General features: G+C 40.4%; 15 protein-coding genes and 1 riboswitch. Of the genes, 4 read left to right on the forward strand and 11 right to left on the reverse strand.

Annotated elements, in window-relative coordinates; all coding sequences use genetic code 11:
* Positions 1-66: 66 nt before the first annotated feature.
* The 4 genes from metA to GHD25_RS02250 form a co-directional block, all read right to left on the reverse strand.
* On the reverse strand, positions 67-975 hold the full coding sequence (metA, locus tag GHD25_RS02235) for a homoserine O-acetyltransferase MetA (protein WP_164214725.1): 909 nt from the start codon (positions 973-975) through the stop codon (positions 67-69).
* Positions 976-1048: 73 nt separating this feature from the next.
* Positions 1049-1151, reverse strand: a riboswitch (SAM riboswitch).
* Positions 1152-1233: 82 nt separating this feature from the next.
* Positions 1234-1887, reverse strand: coding sequence for a hypothetical protein (locus tag GHD25_RS02240; protein WP_164214726.1), 654 nt, complete (start codon positions 1885-1887; stop codon positions 1234-1236).
* A 171-nt stretch (positions 1888-2058) separates the two neighbouring features.
* Positions 2059-2940, reverse strand: coding sequence for an LCP family glycopolymer transferase (locus tag GHD25_RS02245; protein WP_164214727.1), 882 nt, complete (start codon positions 2938-2940; stop codon positions 2059-2061).
* Entirely contained in the window at positions 2930-3457 is a 528-nt protein-coding gene (locus GHD25_RS02250; protein ID WP_164214728.1) for a sigma-70 family RNA polymerase sigma factor, read from the reverse strand. Before GHD25_RS02250 ends, GHD25_RS02245 begins: the two co-directional genes overlap by 11 nt.
* A 291-nt stretch (positions 3458-3748) precedes the next feature.
* On the opposite strand from GHD25_RS02250, the gene GHD25_RS02255 reads away from it, so the two are divergent.
* Entirely contained in the window at positions 3749-4207 is a 459-nt protein-coding gene (locus tag GHD25_RS02255) for a CoxG family protein (protein ID WP_164214729.1), read from the forward strand.
* A gap of 330 nt (positions 4208-4537) precedes the next feature.
* On the opposite strand, the gene GHD25_RS02260 is transcribed toward GHD25_RS02255, so the two are convergent.
* Positions 4538-5953, reverse strand: coding sequence for a YfcC family protein (locus GHD25_RS02260; RefSeq protein WP_164214730.1), 1416 nt, complete (start codon positions 5951-5953; stop codon positions 4538-4540).
* Positions 5954-6543: 590 nt separating this feature from the next.
* Positions 6544-7224 (reverse strand): phosphoribosylaminoimidazolesuccinocarboxamide synthase, encoded by a 681-nt coding sequence (locus GHD25_RS02265; RefSeq protein WP_164214731.1) that lies wholly within the window; start codon positions 7222-7224, stop codon positions 6544-6546.
* 132 nt (positions 7225-7356) lie between these two features.
* Between GHD25_RS02265 and GHD25_RS02270 the strand changes: the two genes are divergently transcribed.
* Together GHD25_RS02270 and GHD25_RS02275 are read left to right on the forward strand one after the other, a co-directional pair.
* The gene (locus tag GHD25_RS02270) at positions 7357-7989 is read left to right on the forward strand and encodes a hypothetical protein (protein WP_164214732.1); all 633 of its coding nucleotides are present in this window, start codon (positions 7357-7359) and stop codon (positions 7987-7989) included.
* A 171-nt stretch (positions 7990-8160) separates the two neighbouring features.
* Positions 8161-8814, forward strand: coding sequence for a lysoplasmalogenase (locus GHD25_RS02275; protein ID WP_164214733.1), 654 nt, complete (start codon positions 8161-8163; stop codon positions 8812-8814).
* A gap of 40 nt (positions 8815-8854) precedes the next feature.
* Here the strand turns inward: GHD25_RS02275 and GHD25_RS02280 are convergent, their stop codons facing one another.
* Together GHD25_RS02280 and GHD25_RS19875 are read right to left on the reverse strand one after the other, a co-directional pair.
* The gene (locus GHD25_RS02280) at positions 8855-9301 is read right to left on the reverse strand and encodes a transglutaminase domain-containing protein (RefSeq protein ID WP_346426767.1); all 447 of its coding nucleotides are present in this window, start codon (positions 9299-9301) and stop codon (positions 8855-8857) included.
* Positions 9196-10551 (reverse strand): hypothetical protein, encoded by a 1356-nt coding sequence (locus GHD25_RS19875; protein WP_240452188.1) that lies wholly within the window; start codon positions 10549-10551, stop codon positions 9196-9198. The genes GHD25_RS02280 and GHD25_RS19875 overlap by 106 nt, the downstream gene beginning before the upstream one ends.
* Positions 10552-10763: 212 nt before the next feature.
* On the opposite strand from GHD25_RS19875, the gene GHD25_RS02285 reads away from it, so the two are divergent.
* A complete protein-coding gene (locus GHD25_RS02285) occupies positions 10764-11153 on the forward strand; it encodes a host-nuclease inhibitor Gam family protein (RefSeq protein ID WP_164214734.1) in 390 nt (129 codons plus the stop codon).
* A gap of 500 nt (positions 11154-11653) precedes the next feature.
* Here the strand turns inward: GHD25_RS02285 and GHD25_RS02290 are convergent, their stop codons facing one another.
* The 3 genes from GHD25_RS02290 to GHD25_RS02300 all read right to left on the reverse strand — a co-directional run bounded on the left by GHD25_RS02290 (position 11654) and on the right by GHD25_RS02300 (position 14606).
* On the reverse strand, positions 11654-11935 hold the full coding sequence (locus GHD25_RS02290) for a DUF5344 family protein (protein ID WP_164214735.1): 282 nt from the start codon (positions 11933-11935) through the stop codon (positions 11654-11656).
* A 364-nt stretch (positions 11936-12299) separates the two neighbouring features.
* Positions 12300-12968, reverse strand: coding sequence for a hypothetical protein (locus tag GHD25_RS02295; protein ID WP_164214736.1), 669 nt, complete (start codon positions 12966-12968; stop codon positions 12300-12302).
* Positions 12969-13082: 114 nt separating this feature from the next.
* Positions 13083-14606 (reverse strand): NAD(P)H-hydrate dehydratase, encoded by a 1524-nt coding sequence (locus GHD25_RS02300; RefSeq protein WP_164214737.1) that lies wholly within the window; start codon positions 14604-14606, stop codon positions 13083-13085.
* Positions 14607-14662: the final 56 nt, after the last annotated feature.

Below are 14662 nucleotides of genomic sequence, written 5' to 3' on the forward strand. Positions count from 1 at the left end.
TAGTATTTTAAAAAATCGCTCATGAATTCTAACTTCATAAGCGATTTTTCGTTTCAATAGCCAAAATTATTTCCACTCATAAGGAGTTTCCTGATACACATAATAATTCAGCCAGTTTGAAAACAGGAGGTGTGTATGGGAACGCCATGTGTTCAGCGGCCGTTTCTTTACATCGTTATTCGGAAAATAATGCTGCGGAATTGCTATATTTACCCCTTTATCGATATCCCGCTCGTATTCTTCAGCCAGTGTAGTCGCATCATATTCCAGGTGTCCAGTGAGCATAATATGCTTTTCATCCTTGGACATAATCATAAATGCTCCTGCATCTTCTGATGAGGATAACAGTGTTAGATCAGGATGGTTTTCTACTTCCTTCATTGACACCGAAGTATAGCGTGAGTGCGGTGCCCGGTATGCTTCATCAAAGCCCCGCACCAGCTTCACTGTTGGATCGGTAACCTGATGATCAAACACACCAAAGCATTTTTCCGGAAGCGTATGTTTATCTATCCCGTAATGATAATATAAAGCAGCTTGTGCGCCCCAGCAAATATGCAGCACGGAGGTTACATTCTTTTTCGTCCATTCCATGATTTCGGTAAGCTCTTTCCAATAGTCCACTTCTTCAAATGGCAAATGTTCAATCGGTGCTCCGGTAATAATCATTCCATCAAAACGGCGTTCCTTTACTTTGTCAAAAGTTGTATAGAAAGTATCCAGATGTGATTTACTGACATTTTTGGATTCATGGGAAGCCATCCGCAAAAATGTCACATTTACCTGCAATGGCGTGTTTCCCAACACACGGAGCAGCTGAAGCTCTGTTCTTTCTTTTTCAGGCATGAGATTCAAGAGAAGAATATTCAATGCACGGATATCCTGGGTTCTCGCCCGCTCTTCATCCATGACAAATATTTTTTCCTGTTTCAACTTTTCCGATGCAGGCAATGTTTTCGGTATATTAATAGGCAAGTGATTTCTCTCCTTTAAAATTGTTCGCGAAATGAAAAAATCCCTTTTGCTTTGATTGCCAAAAGGGTTTCCCATTTTATCATTCAAAGCAGCGCTTTGTTGGTATTAGCACCTTACAATTTCGTAGGTTGCTGTGACATCATTGAGCCAAGTCTCTCAGTCACTCTTAATAACTATTCAATTAGTATCAGTATATATGAAAATCCCGTAAAAGAAAAGGGTGAATAACTGAGCCTGTTGTTTAAAAGCATACTATGCTTATTCTATGATATTAAGCTTCTTTATCAATTCCCCGACTATATGATCTTCACCTGGTTCAATATATACTTCTGTTGTATTATCAATAATTTTTTGATACGTCTCTTCTCCTGCAGGATTCTTGCCATCCCAGCGTTTTGGAACATCATACACATTTACTGTTCCGTCCCCATTGCTGCTGTATGTCACAGACCCGTCCACCAAACGGGTTCCTGACAGCTGAACCACCTGTTCCGGATAGTCGGCACTTGTCTCATCATCGGGATTAAGTGGTTCGCCGGCCGGAATTTGTTCCGCATACAATGTATCTATATACGGATTCGGGCCGAGCTGCAGCCAAACACGGGCATATTCAATTTCCTCAGAAGAATATTCGGATAATGGATGACTCTCTTGACTTTTCGATGGTTCATCTGCATCCCCGCTTTCTGAGGAGGTTTCATTTTGACTATCATGATCAGTCTCCTCTGATGCTGATGCGGATTCCGATTCATTCCCCTTTTTGTCTCGGTCGATGGTTTCAGATTCATGATTTTGTTCATCTTCCGTTTGCCTATTTTCCGTGCCGTTGTTTTGTGTTTCGTCACCATTACAGGCCATAAAAAGCAGCACTGTAACAGTTAAAATTGTAATAAGGATGAGTAACTTTTTCATCGATATAGTCCCCTGTCATTTTTGTACATATAATATCTGCTATTTACCTTATAATATTTTTTTGAATTTCTCAAGGAACTTTTAGGTAAGGTAATCAATTGAGAACAACTGATTTCAGTATGCACCGTTTGTCAGTGTATACTAAGATCCATATTATAAAACATATTTACGCTATTCCTTTTCCAGATGTTTGTTTAACGTATGAGAAGTTTCTTCCACCAATTTCTGGTCGATTTCGGCATAATAGATTCCGTTTATTACTTTTGGCTCTGCCCCTTTTGCCATATCAATCACCTTTATGGAGGTAGCATGTAAATCCTCCATCAGGGATAGAGTGTTTCCTGTCATATTGGTAGCACTACTTTCTTCCAGAAGTGTTTTTATATCTGAGGCAGATAATTGATCTTCCAATAATTTGCCCATGTCACTCCATATTTGCCGGTTATTCTGCACATCTTCCTTAGCGATTTCCAGCTTTTCATATATACTTTCTTCCGGAAGCGCGGCATAATAGTCCACGGGAACATCCAACAGGCCCGATACGGCAGCAATGGCAGGCTCAGGGGATTTCTCATAAGCAGAAGCATGTATTAATTTGTCCTGGCCTATCACTTCTCCTTGTGCGTTAAAAATATCAACATACGCATCACGGGGAATAGACACTACATTTATACTATTTTTATCGCTATTATAAGTAAGCAATATATTCAGGCTGTTCCTTCGATTCGTTTCGTCAGCGGCATCTCTTCCCATCAAAAACACAGAAAAGGATGAAGTATCCTGCTGAGCAGCCTGCTGTTCATCCGGACTGTCCTGAGCAAGTTCATTATTAAAGTTCAGATCCGGCATCAGGAGAAGTATGACCAACATGACCATCATGACAGCTCCCAATACAGGAACTGCATACCTTCTGCTTTTGCCAGGTAGCATTGGCTTCTTTTTGCTGTTTTTATCCTGAATTTTATGTAAAGTCTCCACCCGGTCTTTTTCCGTAAATGTCAGCTCTTCTTCTTCCAAATGGGAAAATAGCTTCTTTTTCCATTTATGATTCATAAACATCTCCCTCCTCTATTAAAATTTTCAGCTTTTGCTTTGCTCTTCTTAACCTTGTTTTAACTGTGTTCGTATTTAATCCGGTTATTTCGGATATTTCCTTGATGGAAAAAGACTTATAGTAATACAAAAAAATAACTTCCCGGTATTGTTTCGATAAAGAAAAAATCATACGCTTCATCTCTTCAGCCTCAGTCTTATTCATCACTTTTTCTTCTGCTGAAGGCAATAAAGTTCCCACCGCCTTTTCCAAAAAGCTTCTGGCCTGCACTTTACGATAGTGCCAGCTTCTTAAATAATCCTTACACTGATTAATGGTAATTCTGTACAGCCAGGTTTTGATGGAAGATTCAAAACGAAAGCGATCCAGATTCTCATAGCATTTAATGAAGGTATTCTGAACCATATCCTTAGCTGTTTCCGTATCTTTGACATAACTGAACGCCAGTCTGACCAGATCACTTCCATATTCGATCATGATTCTTTCCAATATCTGTTCTTTCTTCCCCTCTTCCATAATTCCTCCTTTTTTCAGCCTGATTATTTAGCCTTTTGACGGCAGCTAAATCAAATTAGTTTCAACCTTTCACTGCCTTTTCAATTTTTATTCATTTGTTTATACTTATGTACACCATCTTATCTCATTAAAATGCATGATATAAAACAAAGAGAACCTGTTCCAACGAATTGGAACACTGCTGGAGTTAAAAATAATACAATAGATTCAGACAAGTTTTAGCCGGGGAATAAATCGGGAAATAATAGAATATATATTTAAGCGTCTTGACCAAAAGGAGGAAAATCTAGTATGCCAAGCGGAACACATCATGAGGAATTAAATGTGCCGATAATCAAAGTATGGGATTTCGTTAGTGATATGAATAATTGGGCTCCCTTGGTTCCGGGATATATTAATCATAAAATTTTAAATGATAGGGAATCCTATTGGGAATTTTATGGAGATATTGGGATTATGCGACGGAAAATTAAATTGCACGTCACTATTACTAAATGGGAAAAGCCCTCCAAAGTCACCTTTGACTTAAAGGGGGAAAATGAAAAGTTTACAGGCAGCGGATACTTTGAAGGGATAGCCTTAGATGGAGCAAAAACCGAAATGACCGGAAACCTGGATATTACAGCAACTGGTTTGAAAGCACCTGTCATTAATCCGGTATTGACTTCATTTGTTCCAAAAACTGCAAAAGATTTAACTAAAGCTGTTGCCAATAAAATTAGAGAAACTGAAAAAGAAAGCATGGGATAGTTCAAACTGCTATCCCATACTTTCTTTAAGCTCCCTTACTAATTCCAAAAAACCTTTTTTGATGAATGGACTTTTTTTCTTTTTTGGTCTTCAAATAAAGCTGATGCTCCAACGCCCTTTTTCGCATAGTCCTCACATTGTCTTCCGCTGCACTTCTGTATATATCCTGATACATATTATATCGTTCCTTCCATGTTTTATTTTCTATTTACAGTTTACCCTGTTTACAGCTTTTTAACTTCGGCACAGGGATTGATTTCACACGGAAAAAAACCCTACTTCTTCAGTAGGGTGTGTTCCGTCTTAAGACGGAGTATGGAAAAACCATTATTAGTACCCAATCATTTGTGCGAAAACCACAAAAGCCCCGCCAATAACAATAAAAATCACGACAAGCGGCCAGATAAATTTGATCCATTTTTCATAAGGAACGCCGGAAGCTGCAAGGAAGGCCATCAGCGTAGTTCCTGTCGGATAAATCAGGTTTGTAAACCCGTCTCCCAATTGAAATGCCAATACTCCTGTCTGTCTTGTCATACCAACTAAATCGCCCAGTGGAACAATAATCGGCATCGTTGCCGCAGCCTGTCCTGATCCCGAATTAATAAAGAAATTAATGATCGTCTGCACGCCATAAACTCCCAGCACTTGAACAGCTTCAGGCAAAATCACTACAAAATTGGCCAATCCCTGAATAACAGTATCAATAATCATTCCTTCTACCAAAGCTACAGGAATTGCTCTTGCTATACCTACTATGAGAGCACCTAATGTAAAAGCTTTTGCTCCGGCGAGGAATTCTTCTGCAATCCTGCTCGGTGAAAGTTTGGCAAACAGTCCGCCGATAATACCGATGGCCAGAAACAGCGCCGCAATATCGTTAATATACCAGCCCTCATTCATGACACCCCATACAAGCACAGCAAGCCCTGTTATTAATGTCAAAAGGACAAAATAATGTCTTGTTTGAAAATGAGCCTCCTCCAATTCATAAGTTTCTTCTTTTGCATTCAGTTCCATATCATATACAATACTTTTGGAGGGATTTTCCTTTACCTTTTTTGCATACCGGATAACGTAAAAGCTTGCCGCAATCAGCAGGATAACGAGAAGAATTGCCCTCAGCCACAACCCCGAATAAATAGGCACTTCAGCAATCTGCTGGGCGACCCCCACATTAAAGGGATTCATTAATCCTGCAATAAACCCGGAATACATACCTATAAATACCATCGATAACCCAGTAATCGCGTCATAACCAAGTGACCGCGCCAGTGCTATTGCCAATGGAATAAGTGCAATTGCTTCCACCGTCATTCCAATCGTAAACCCGCCGATTGAAAAAACGATCATGAAAATAGGAATAATGAGTACATGTTTATTTCCGAGCAATCCTGCAATTTTCTTCACCACTGTATCAAACAGGCCAGTAGCAGTAATGATTTGAAATGCTCCGCCCACAACAAAAATAAACAGGATAATATCTGCTGCTTCGTTTAATCCAGTTATAAATAAACCTGGAATTTCAAAAATGCCGACAGGCTGCTGATCAACATACTGATAGGAACCTTCCTGAACGACTTCTCTTCCTGATTCCGGATCCTCTGACCGCTCGAATTCGCCTGCAGGAATAATATATGTTAAGGCAGCTGCAATCAGCACGATGATGAATAATAATACAAATACATGCGGAATCTTTAACCGACGCTTCTTTTCTGTCTCTTTGTCTGCCGATTTTTGTGCCATTCCATGTCCCCCTTTATGACTATTTATACAATAATGTTTATAATTATAGATAAAATTTTTATTTTGTCAAACATAAGTAAAGATATACCATAAAATACCTACCTTTATCTCATCCATTTCAATAATTACCTTCTTTATGTAATAATCCTGGACCGCACACTAACAGGTTCTAGATGCAAGCTGAGTTAATCACCATTTTTGGGCTATATACTATCATAATTATTAGTTCTTATATTGAAGATCTCTTTAGAGTCAGAAGAGAAAAATAATTCTTTATGCCGCAGCAAATAAGCGGGTGTCTAAAGAAAGGTAATAAGCTAATTGGATATAGAGAGCTGGAAATCCGTTTACTAAGCCCCATTTAAATAAGTTATATAAGAAAGCTTGCTTATGGTATAAGGATGCGTGTTAAAATTAAATTTTATGGCATCCTCATTTCATGGGACAATTCCTCTGCATTCAAAAAGCACTGCATTTACAGTGCAATTTGACAGTATCTTCTTTACCTATTTTGATCTGAAAATGTATTCTTCCCGATAAATAACGGAACCCGAAAAAATCCCCTTTGCCCAATGCTTTTCATCCTGCTTTTACGGTACTATGATCTTCTCCAATTCCAATGGCTCTAGGTATTCTCCATCTTTATATGCGCGCATATTGCCGCCGGAAATTTCATCAATAAGCAAAATACGATTATTTTTATCCCTGCCGAATTCCAGTTTGATGTCGTACAACTCCACACCTTTTTCAGCAAGCGCTTCTTTTACAACATCCGAAATTTTCACAGTCAGTTGCTTTAATATATTATATTCGTCTTTTGTTAAAATACCGAGCATATGCAGTGCATCTTCATTAATGGGAGGATCCCCCCGCTCGTCATCTTTCAGGGTAACTTCCACAAAGGCATCCAGTGTTTGGCCTTCCTTCGCATATTTTCTATAACGTCGCAGGAAACTCCCGACCGCCCGGTAGCGGCAAATGACTTCGAGTCCTTCCCCGAATACCTCGGCTGGCTTCACGGTCATGGTTTGTTCCTCTATATTTGCATTAATAAAATGGGTAGGCATATCATTTTCCTTTAATTTTTCAAAAAAAAATTTGGTCATTTTCAGCCCTGCTTTTCCTGCCCCCTCCATCGTGAGACCGACTGTATTGGCACCAGGGTCAAATACCCCGTCCTCTCCGGTAACATCATCTTTGAATTTCAGTAAATAATTCCCATTCTCCAGTGCATATACGTCTTTTGTTTTTCCCTTGTATATTTCTTTCATGACCGAATTCCTCGCTTTTCATCTAATTTCATGACTGTCCAATAAGTTATTCTTCATATGATTTATGTTATCATATAACTAATACTTGACATAGTCTTAATATAGGAAAGATACAATCAGGGGGAATATAAAATGGATGTATGGTATGTAAGTTATGGTTCCAACCTCTGCAAAAGCCGTTTTTCCTGTTATATCAAAGGAGGCACACCTGAAGGATCCGATAAAGCAGAGCGAGGGTGTCTGAACCAAACACCACCAAAAAGAACCGAGATAGCAGAACTCCCCTATTCACTTTATTTCATGCGGGAGAAAAGTAAATGGGGAAAAGGCGGTGTTGCGTTCATTGATCATGAAAAAGAGGATCAGCAAACAACGATCGCCAGAAAATACTTGATTACTGATGACCAATTCCGGGAAGTGGTGGAACAGGAAAACAATGTAGAAAAATTACATCTTCCTCTGGAAAAGATTATAGACAATGGATACATTGACTTAACGCCAAGCTGGTATGACAGGGTGCTATATGTTGGCGAAACGGAAGGAGCACCCATGTTTACATTTACAAACTCCAGCCCCATGGGAGAAAATGATTTCACTACTCCTCCATCGACATATCTATCCATGATCTCACGAGGCCTAAAAGAGGTTGGCTTGAAAAAAGAGGAAATTGTAGACTATTTTATAGGCAAACCCGGTATTGAAAATCATTTTACACGGGAGTCGCTGTATCAGTATATTTTCCAGGAACAAACTTCATTAGTTTGAATCTCATCCCATTTTGCGTATAGCTGCAAGTTCATGGGTATGGCTATTTTATGCAAGCTGACATCATTTATTTTTGTACTCATTTTGCAGGCAGGTAATCTGCCTGTCCAGCAGCCGATCGATGAAACCTTTTTATCAAGCGTGTGAAAATATATCCAGGATGTGAATTTCATGCCCACTAACCGATTGCCAATTCTAATTCTTGTCATGAGTGTTGTATACTTATTTATTATCCCGGATGAGCCATTTATTTTCAGGTTATTTTTCAAACTTATCCCGATGGTTATGATCATTATGTATGCATTCCGTCAGAGTGACGTAAAAAATTCAGCAGCACAAAAATTCATAATCACCGGGCTTTTTTTCTCCATTATCGGGGACGGCACCCTGCATTGGTTTATGATTGGGCTGACAGCGTTTCTGCTCGGTCATATTTCTTATACTGCAGGGTTTCTTACCCGCTGGAAATTTTCCTGGATTCGTCTAGCGATGGTCATACCAATTGCAGGATATGCTGTTTTTATGGGAATGGAAATGACTGGAGCATTAAGCAGCGGCGGGGATAAGGCACTGCTGGTTCCTGTCATGCTTTATATTACCGTTATATCTCTCATGGCCTGGTCTGCGATCATGACAGGAAACGTATGGGCAGCAGTTGGCAGTATTTTGTTTGTGATTTCCGATTCCATCCTGGCCTGGAATATGTTCGTTTCGCCAATAGCCAATTCTGGGGAGCTGGTGATGTCTACCTACTATGGAGCGCAATTTCTGATCGCCCACAGCCTTGCTGCGATTAACGGCAAACCTAAAAGAATCATTTGGTAAATACAGAAGACAGACACCCGCAGGCCTCTGCCTTTTCCCATTAATACATAATCCCTTCCCTCGTATGGGTTTCAGCTAAAAATGCCGGGTCCGGATCAAAGTAATCTTCATTATAATGAAAATGAAACTCCCCATCCCGGACATAGCCGGCACCCCAGGTTGGATCCATTTCCAGCCAATCACCGTCAACCATTACTTCTACCCAGGCATGCCGTTCCCCGGCAAAGCCTTCTACATAATGTGCTTCCATGCCACTCGCCCGCAATAAGGCTGTTGCCAAAAAGGCATAGTCCTGGCAAATGCCTGCCCCGGATTCCAGCACAGACAGTGCACTGTCATCTATATTAAAAATATCTGCCTCCGCTTTTTCCACATCGTAGGCTATATGCCGGGCAACAAATTGGTAGACTGCCCTGGCTTTTTCCCGATCACTTGCCAGGCCTGCAGTAATCTCTTCCGCCTTGTCAATAATGTTGGATGATCTGATTCTATCCCGCGTGATGGAAGAATGCCGCGTTCATCCGGTATATCATTCACTTCATGCTTTATTCGTGCGACGGCTTCAAAATAAAACATGGATTGATTTTGTCTTTCATGGTCAGGTACATTAACGATTACCTCGTAATTCCCCGGTCCAAAACGAAAATAGGCCAGCCCATCAAATTGATAATCTTCTACAGGGATGACATACCCTGCTTCCTCTTCTTGCGCATCAAGATTTATAACCGTAACAATAATATGAGTTATCGCATCAGCACCTGGCATGCCGGGGTCAATTTCTCCTGCAATACGGTATTCCTGGTCTGTCTGCAGTGCTGCTTCATTCCAAGCAGGAGCATGCAATGTGACTCCCCGCTCGATGTACTGATTAAATTTTTCCATTTCTGCAAAGGTCTTCTCACCCTGATGATCAGCATAAAAGGAAGCTGCTTCATAATACAGATCATCTTCCTCGTTATAGCTTTGCACCCTCACATGATGAAGCCCTTCACCAAAATACAGGGGAACTTCCCCCTGAAAGGTGCCCCCTTCAACCGGGAAGAGAATTTGTCTGTCCTCATTATCCTTTTCCACCTGAACAAGCACCATCTCCCCCGGATAGTCCTCCGGAACAGACCCTTCAACAAAAACAGTACCCTCATCATGCTGGTCCAATCCCTGTTCAGGGCTGAAAAGCTGCACATCATTCAGTACACCATATTCCGTATACTCCACTTCTCTGTAGACATCTTCATCCTCATTCGTCACTTCAAATGCTGCCGTTTCAAAATAAATTTCTTCTTCATTTGCTTGATTGCTCGGCGCCCGGACACTTACTTTATACTCGCCGGCGCCTTGATGTAAATTCAGTTCCTGGGAAAAAGATCCATCTTCAATGGGAACATAGTAATTGAATTCATTGCCGGGTAATTCTTCTAACGCATCCGCTGCAGTCATGACAATCCATAAATTATTTCCCGTCAGATCATCCGTTTCCGTGATGGTACCTTCCAGGTTTACTGTTGTATTTGCTGTGAAACGATCCTGCTCCGGTGACGTCAGGGAAAAACCAACTTCCTCTGCATAAGGTGTCAGTTGAATGCCGGTATTATCTTCTTCTGTCTCCTCCTCCGCCGCTGCTTGTTCTGCTCCCTCACTATCCTGTTCATCCCGCTGTACCTCATCCTGTGTACAGCCAGTTAGGATGAAGAAGATAAATAAAGTTATTACTATGTAAAGCATCTTTCTTTGCCCCATCGAATCCCCCTAGCTCTTTGCCTTAATCCTGCAAAGTTATAAGCGTTATACATAACAACATGAAAACTTCCAAGAATTTTCTATCATTATCTTACTATGGTATACAAACGATGTCACTACTGATTTTTACTGAATCTGGTTTTACTAGTCATAATTGCTTCTTCCCCACATAAAAATGAAATATCTATATCACTTTGGGGGTAAATGAAATAATGAATAAACAAGCGGCAGTCACAGCGGAGGACTTAGAAAGGTATTACACACTGCGAAAGCAAAAAACAGAGATGGAAAAGGAAATAAATGAGTTAAAAAAGAAGATCCATGATTATTTTGACAATCATGTCGGGGAAAAACAAAAAGGCAGCGTGACACTTGGCGATTATCAAGCTTCCCGGCAAATCCGCAGTTCTGTACATTATGATCGAGAGGAAACGGTTGAAAAATTGGAAAAGCTGAATTTAAAGGATTTTATCATCGTAGAAGAAAAACCGGATACAGAGAAACTGGAAGCAGCTATAAAAGTAGGCTTAGTCGAAAAGGATGCATTTGCAGACTGTAAAAATACAAAACTGACACAGGCGATCGTAGTGAAAGAGGTGTAGGGCTGGATGATGCTGATAGGATGACCAGGGGGAGGCCCCTGGTTTTTGTTTATACAATCTTTTAGTGGTGAAAAGTTGAATTATCAGTTTATATTATAAAATTACTCGTTTGATTTTTGTAGCAGCAACACCACTTACAATTATACCTGAGGGACTGATAAACAGTATGGTAATCCGCTTATCATCGGATCATGAATTACATCCGTTCCATTTCCTCCATTTTTGTCGATGCAGCAGACTGTCCGCCGGAATGCAGGCAGTCAAATTTCTTTTTTTTCACACATAACATATGTAATACTTTCCTGATCAATTAATACTTTACCATTATATAGCCGCCTATAAGGATTCACGATAGTATTTTCACTCTGTCTGACAGCAGCTTTAATTAATTGTGAATTTGTTTGATCTGTTTCATCAGTTTCGTAAAGACTGCCGACGTTTGCTTTTCACAATACACTGATGCACATTTGAGGTGTCACCCTTTCCCGCTCCATCTGTCCTTATTTTAATAGCTGAAAAGAATAAGCCGCAGTTCGATCTGTTTCCTTCAGCTTTTCCAATACAAGATTTGCAGATTCCGTATTTTCCCTGAGCACGGTTTGGTAAGTCCGGTTGATCACATCCATCTGCTGCTTCATTTGCCGGAGTTTCTCCACCACTTCCATGTTGCTGTCTCCGGAAACATTTTTGGAATAGACATGCTCCATTGCCTCAATAGTACTTTTTAATTCATTTAGTGATTGTTGAACAGGGGCATCTTCCAGTTTAATTTCTTCATCCATGATTCAATAGCTCCCTCCTTCTTTGCTGTATAAATTATGCAGCCTTGAACTCTGGGTTGTTTGATTATCTTATAAAGAAAATCCTCCTGTTGTATTTTCTTTATTTCTGTTTTCACAGGGGATAGTCTGACAGCTGCCCTGCGGAAATCGGTGATTCACCCAACTGTTTCACCATATTAAAATGAAGCCACCTATTATTGTAAAATAATTGCCAGCTTTTACTAAGGTAAAAAAGTGCTATTTTGCGAATGGATAACAGGACTTATCTCCTGTTTTATGCAAAACAAAAAGCCCATCTTTAAAAAATGCGGGCCATTTTTCATGTCTTTCGTTATATGATTTCAGCTTCCAGGCAGGTTATCTGCTAATCCTGTTCTTCTTCAGAGATTTTCATTCGCCCTTCTTTATCGATTCTAAAATGTATTCCATCCTTTAGGGTTATTGCTAGCGGATGTGTCGCTGCCTCTTTTTTTGAAAATTTGAATTGCCAGCCTGGTGGTGCAAGTATAATGTATGCATCTTCTTTTCCAATTAAATTTACTTTTTCAGGATTTACTTCAGCCCGTTTAACAAGAGGAAGACCCGAGTCCTGAAGTTCTTCTCCTACATCATATAAATACGGGCTTATAATGGCGACTTCACTGATATTGAAGAATGCTTCCTTCGTTAAAGGACCAAACAGATCCCGATTTCTGCGGCCAATTAATTCAACCAAGTTGCCTGCAGGATCTTCAAAGTACATGGAATCTGCCCCGAAACTTTTGTAATATATTTCTGTTAACCCCCTGCTTCGGTTCAATGGAACTTTCTCCCTGATCCATTGCTTCATGATGCTGAACTGATTACCCGGAATGTTGATCGCAAAATGGTAAAAGGAAGGAGTCTCTGCTTCTTGAAATGTAAGATCTGTACCGCCCACCTTGACTGTGAAATACTTGCTGCCTGAGCCCTTCATATCCAACCCCAATACATTTGCATAAAAACGTTTCATGGCTTTTAATTTATTTGTATATAATAAGACCGATTTAAACATAGATTCACCCCAAATCAAATGATTAAGCCAGCTGCTTTTTACTATCATTATATCATTTTATTCAGCTGATGATTTACTGATTTTGGGGTAAATTTGTTTCAACGATTCCATCAGCTATTGACCGGAAATGATTTGATATGCATCCGAAATACCATCGATCACATCACTTGCCATGAGGTCATAGTATGTCTGCCTCTTTTCGATTTGCAAATCTGCAGCCTTTCCATGAATGTAGCAGGCATTGCACAATGCTTCGAATATCGCCTTGTTTTGCAGGATCATTGCCAGAACAACTCCTGTAAGAACATCACCAGTTCCGCCCTTTGCAAGCCCCTGATTTCCTGTATCATTCACGGCCTGCTCTCCCGAAGGACCGCTGATAATCGTAAATTTACCTTTTAAAATAACATAAACTCCATACGTTTCGGCAAAATGGCTTGTGTAATAAAAGGGTTTTTCCAATAATTCCTTCACAGTTATATCCAGAATTGTTGCCATTTCTTTGGGGTGCGGGGTAATAATCGCAGGATGTGCTCTTTCCTTCAGTTTGGAAAAGTGGCATTTTAAATGATATAGTCCATCGGCATCGATAATTAGAGGAACATCGGTTTGTTCCAGTAATTCAGCCACCAATCCACCAGTTACTTCTTTTCTCCCCATTCCGACCCCAACCGCGACGGCATCAAATCCGTTAAGCGGAATGGCGGACTTATTTGTTATATATCCATCTTTTTCAGAAAGCGGCAGGCACATGACTTCCGGTGAATGAGCATGAATAGCCGGAAAAGCTGCTTTCACCGTTGCGGCAGTTATTAAACCCGCCCCCGATTTTAGCGCTGCTTTTGATGAAAGCGTTATGGCTCCCGGCATAGTTGAACTTCCTCCAATCACCAGACCCCGTCCATGATTTCCTTTATGAGCGAAAGTTCCCCTTTTTGGCAAGGACCTAATTACATCCTGTATTCCCCAGTATTTACGACTTGTAAATTTTTTCATTACAAATGGAGGAAAACCAATGTTTAGAGCATACCACTCTCCATAAAAGTGTGCGGTATGCTGCAGGAAGGCACTTAGTTTTGGCGCACCAATGACTAGTGTTACATCTGCTTTTACAGCAGTAAATTCCATAACTCCTTCCCCTGCAGGCAAGCCACTTGGAATATCCACAGAAAAAACTTTTGCTTCTGCTTCATTGATTGCCTTAACCATGCCATTCAGCGGTTCCCGCAAGTCTCCTTTTACGCCTATTCCTAATAGGGCATCAATCACAACATCCGTTTTCTGCAGCACACTTTCCAGTTCTGTTTGCGAAAGAACAAATTCTGCCTCTCCCCCGTAATTCAACCAGACATCTTTATGATAGCGGGCATCTCCGGTAATCTTTTCATCCGGGACAACTTGTACTGCTTTTATGTTGTATGCTGATTCCATTAGTGTCCTGGCAATAACAAAACCGTCCCCCCCATTATTTCCTGGTCCGATGGCCACCATAATACGATCGTTACGCTTTATCATAGATTTCAATCTTTCAGCAACAGCCCTGCCGGCATTTTCCATTAGTATTTTTCCTTCAAGACCTAATTCTTCCATGGTGTAATGATCAATATCATACATTTCCTTAGCGGCTGCAATAAACACATTGTTCCCCCCTGGGATTTTGAGATATGTAAAACATCCGTTTTCCAATTATTTTC

This window comes from Virgibacillus aidingensis (assembly GCF_010994035.1).
Taxonomy (GTDB): Bacteria; Bacillota; Bacilli; order Bacillales; family Amphibacillaceae; genus Virgibacillus_N.

What these genes read in the sequence shown, in the direction of transcription:
- GHD25_RS02240 (WP_164214726.1), bottom strand. Translation starts at nt 1,887, where the DNA reads ATGAAAAAGTTACTCATCCTTATTACAATTTTAACTGTTACAGTGCTG.
- GHD25_RS02245 (WP_164214727.1), bottom strand. Translation starts at nt 2,940, where the DNA reads ATGAATCATAAATGGAAAAAGAAGCTATTTTCCCATTTGGAAGAAGAA.
- GHD25_RS02250 (WP_164214728.1), bottom strand. Translation starts at nt 3,457, where the DNA reads ATGGAAGAGGGGAAGAAAGAACAGATATTGGAAAGAATCATGATCGAA.
- GHD25_RS02255 (WP_164214729.1), top strand. Translation starts at nt 3,749, where the DNA reads ATGCCAAGCGGAACACATCATGAGGAATTAAATGTGCCGATAATCAAA.
- GHD25_RS02260 (WP_164214730.1), bottom strand. Translation starts at nt 5,953, where the DNA reads ATGGCACAAAAATCGGCAGACAAAGAGACAGAAAAGAAGCGTCGGTTA.
- GHD25_RS02265 (WP_164214731.1), bottom strand. Translation starts at nt 7,224, where the DNA reads ATGAAAGAAATATACAAGGGAAAAACAAAAGACGTATATGCACTGGAG.
- GHD25_RS02270 (WP_164214732.1), top strand. Translation starts at nt 7,357, where the DNA reads ATGGATGTATGGTATGTAAGTTATGGTTCCAACCTCTGCAAAAGCCGT.
- GHD25_RS02275 (WP_164214733.1), top strand. Translation starts at nt 8,161, where the DNA reads ATGCCCACTAACCGATTGCCAATTCTAATTCTTGTCATGAGTGTTGTA.
- GHD25_RS19875 (WP_240452188.1), bottom strand. Translation starts at nt 10,551, where the DNA reads ATGGGGCAAAGAAAGATGCTTTACATAGTAATAACTTTATTTATCTTC.
- GHD25_RS02285 (WP_164214734.1), top strand. Translation starts at nt 10,764, where the DNA reads ATGAATAAACAAGCGGCAGTCACAGCGGAGGACTTAGAAAGGTATTAC.
- GHD25_RS02290 (WP_164214735.1), bottom strand. Translation starts at nt 11,935, where the DNA reads ATGGATGAAGAAATTAAACTGGAAGATGCCCCTGTTCAACAATCACTA.
- GHD25_RS02295 (WP_164214736.1), bottom strand. Translation starts at nt 12,968, where the DNA reads ATGTTTAAATCGGTCTTATTATATACAAATAAATTAAAAGCCATGAAA.